A 2,391-nucleotide genomic window follows, 5' to 3' on the forward strand; every position below is an offset into this window, starting at 1 on the left:
GTGCTGTTCATCGGCGGCGCCGGCGGCTCGCTGCGGGCCGGCGTCACCGAAAACCCGGTCAATCTCACCCGCTCGGTTCAGGGCCTGACCACCTATGTCACGGTCGGCGGCGCGCCGGTCTATGTCTGGCCGGGCGGCGGCATCACGCTGATGGTCGATGTCACCAGAGTGCCTGAGGGTGCCTTCGGCTATGTGCCGACGCCGGCGCTGGTGGCGCCTATCGAGTTCACGCTGCGCCGCGACGACTATGTCAGGCTCGGCGGGTACGAGGCCGAGATCCGCAGCGTCGAGGATATTGTCGCAAAAGGCGGTGAGTACCTCAATCCGCGCCGCGGCACAGGCGCCGAAGCCACCAATCCATGGCCGCCACTCGCGCAGCTACGCCGTGCCGGCTCGAACGGGGCCGGGTGATGCAAGGCCCGCAAGCCAACTGGCTGCAGGACGGCAAGCGGCTCCATCTCAACCACGGGCCGATCGACCTGATCGTCGAGGTTTTTGGTGAGGCGGATGAATGCCGCCGAGCCTATGAACAGGCGGTAGCGCGGTTCCAGACGATCCTGATGGAGCTGGTCGAGGAGCTCCCCGAATTGCGACTACCGGCGTTTTTCCTGGCGCCGCGCAGCTTCGCCGGCCCGACGGCGCGCCGCATGGAAGCAGCCGTCATGCCCCTGGCGGAATGCTTCATAACACCGATGGCCGCCGTCGCGGGATCGGTAGCCGACGAAACGCTCGCCGCATTGCTTGCCGGCCGCAAGCTCGATCGCGCCTATGTCAACAATGGTGGCGACTGCGCAATCCATATCGGCAGGGGACAGTCGATGGGATTGGCGGTCGCCGGCACCGGTAACGGCATGGCCGACCGGATCACGATCCGCGCGGAAGATGGCGTTCGCGGCGTTGCCACCAGCGGCTGGCGCGGCCGCTCCTTCTCGCTTGGCATTGCCGACGCCGTCACCGTGCTCGCGCGGACCGGCGCCGAGGCAGATGCGGCGGCGACCCTCATTGCCAACGCGGTGGACCTGCCCGGCAATCCCGCCATCAAGCGCATTCCCGCACATGAATTGTCGCCCGACAGCGATCTCGGCGCGCGCCTGGTGACACATGGTGTCGGCACGCTTGCCCTTGGCGAAGTGGCGCGGGCGCTGGACAATGGCCTTGCCGTCGCCGAAGATTTTCGCCGGCGCGGCCTGATTGCCGGATCGGCGCTGTTTCTTGGCGGTGAGGCCCGCATCAGTGGCTCGGTTGCGCTTGCCGCGACCAACAAAAGTTCGAGGGAGGAAGTTGCCCATGCCTGAGTTTTCGATCCGCAAAATCGCGGTGCTGACCGAAGAGATTTTTCACGAGGGCGGGCCGGTGGCCCAGGTGCCGCGCCGCCGCGCCGCCGCGATGGCCCTGGTGAAAAACCCGTTCGCCGGGCGCTATGTCGAAGACTTGCAGAGCGCCATGGACGATCTGAAGCCGCTCGGCCTGTTGCTCGCCGACCGGCTGATCGCGGCGCTCGGCGGCGACGTCAAGCAGATCGACGGCTACGGCAAGGGCGCCATTGTCGGCACGGCGGGCGAGTTGGAGCACGGTGCGCTGTGGCATGTGCCCGGCGGCTACGCCATGCGCGAACGGCTCGGCGACGCCAAGGCGATCGTGCCGTCGGCCAAGAAGGTCGGCGCGTTCGGTTCAAAGCTCGATGTACCGCTCGGCCACATCAACGCCGCCTATGTGCGCAGCCATTTCGACGCCATGGAAGTCGGCATCAGCGATGGTCCGCGCCCAGACGAAATCCTGTTCTGCCTCGCCATGACCTGTGGCCCGCGCATCCACAATCGCATGGGTGGTCTCGCGGCCGATGACATCAAAGCCTGGGATGGCTTGCGGTGAGCGGCGAGGACAATCTGCTCAAGCTGGTCGAGGTCGAGGCGCCGGACGACCAGGATTACCTGCTGCAGGAGCAGGTCGGCTTCATCCTGCGCAAGGCGCATCAGCGCCATGTGGCGATATTTGCCGCGCATATCGGCGATCTGACGCCGCCGCAATTCGCGGCGTTGGCCAAGCTGCGTGACGTCGGCGAGACCTCGCAGAACCAGCTCGGCACGCTGATCGCGATGGATGCGGCGACGGTGAAGGGCGTCATCGACCGGCTGAAGGCGCGCGGCCTGGTCGAGCTTTCCAGGCACGAGGTCGACAAGAGACGGCTGCTGGTCAATCTGACCGCGGCAGGCCGTGATGCCATCGACCGCCTGATCCCGCTGGCGCGCGAGATCACCCAGGAGACGCTGGCACCGCTCTCCGCCAAGGAGATCGCCACCTTCATGAAGCTGCTGGTGAAGCTGGCTTAGACCGCCGGGCGCCAAAAAGGCACCCGGCAGGAAGCTTGGCTCAGAGGCCGTTGTCCTTCAG

3 protein-coding genes and 1 pseudogene are annotated in these 2,391 nt (G+C 66.4%); all 4 read left to right on the top strand.

From position 1 onward, the window contains the following. Positions 1 to 411: pseudogene (locus EN906_RS31055) on the top strand (6-hydroxynicotinate reductase); the annotation flags it as partial. Beyond that, on the top strand, positions 411 to 1,295 hold the full coding sequence (locus EN906_RS31060) for a UPF0280 family protein (protein WP_127375642.1): 885 nt from the start codon (positions 411 to 413) through the stop codon (positions 1,293 to 1,295). The pseudogene EN906_RS31055 and the gene EN906_RS31060, both read left to right, overlap by 1 nt. Continuing rightward, complete coding sequence (locus EN906_RS31065) at positions 1,288 to 1,872, top strand: amino acid synthesis family protein (protein ID WP_127271009.1); 585 nt, start codon at positions 1,288 to 1,290, stop codon at positions 1,870 to 1,872. The genes EN906_RS31060 and EN906_RS31065 overlap by 8 nt, the downstream gene beginning before the upstream one ends. Beyond that, positions 1,869 to 2,330 (top strand): MarR family transcriptional regulator, encoded by a 462-nt coding sequence (locus EN906_RS31070; RefSeq protein WP_127271007.1) that lies wholly within the window; start codon positions 1,869 to 1,871, stop codon positions 2,328 to 2,330. Before EN906_RS31065 ends, EN906_RS31070 begins: the two co-directional genes overlap by 4 nt. The last annotated feature ends 61 nt before the right edge of the window (positions 2,331 to 2,391 follow it).

It is taken from the genome of Mesorhizobium sp. M7A.F.Ca.CA.004.06.1.1, from assembly GCF_003999135.1.
Lineage (GTDB): Bacteria > Pseudomonadota > Alphaproteobacteria > Rhizobiales > Rhizobiaceae > Mesorhizobium.

Excerpts from the sequence above, each read along its gene's own strand:
- EN906_RS31060 (WP_127375642.1), top strand. The coding sequence starts at position 411 with ATGCAAGGCCCGCAAGCCAACTGGCTGCAGGACGGCAAGCGGCTCCAT.
- EN906_RS31065 (WP_127271009.1), top strand. The coding sequence starts at position 1,288 with ATGCCTGAGTTTTCGATCCGCAAAATCGCGGTGCTGACCGAAGAGATT.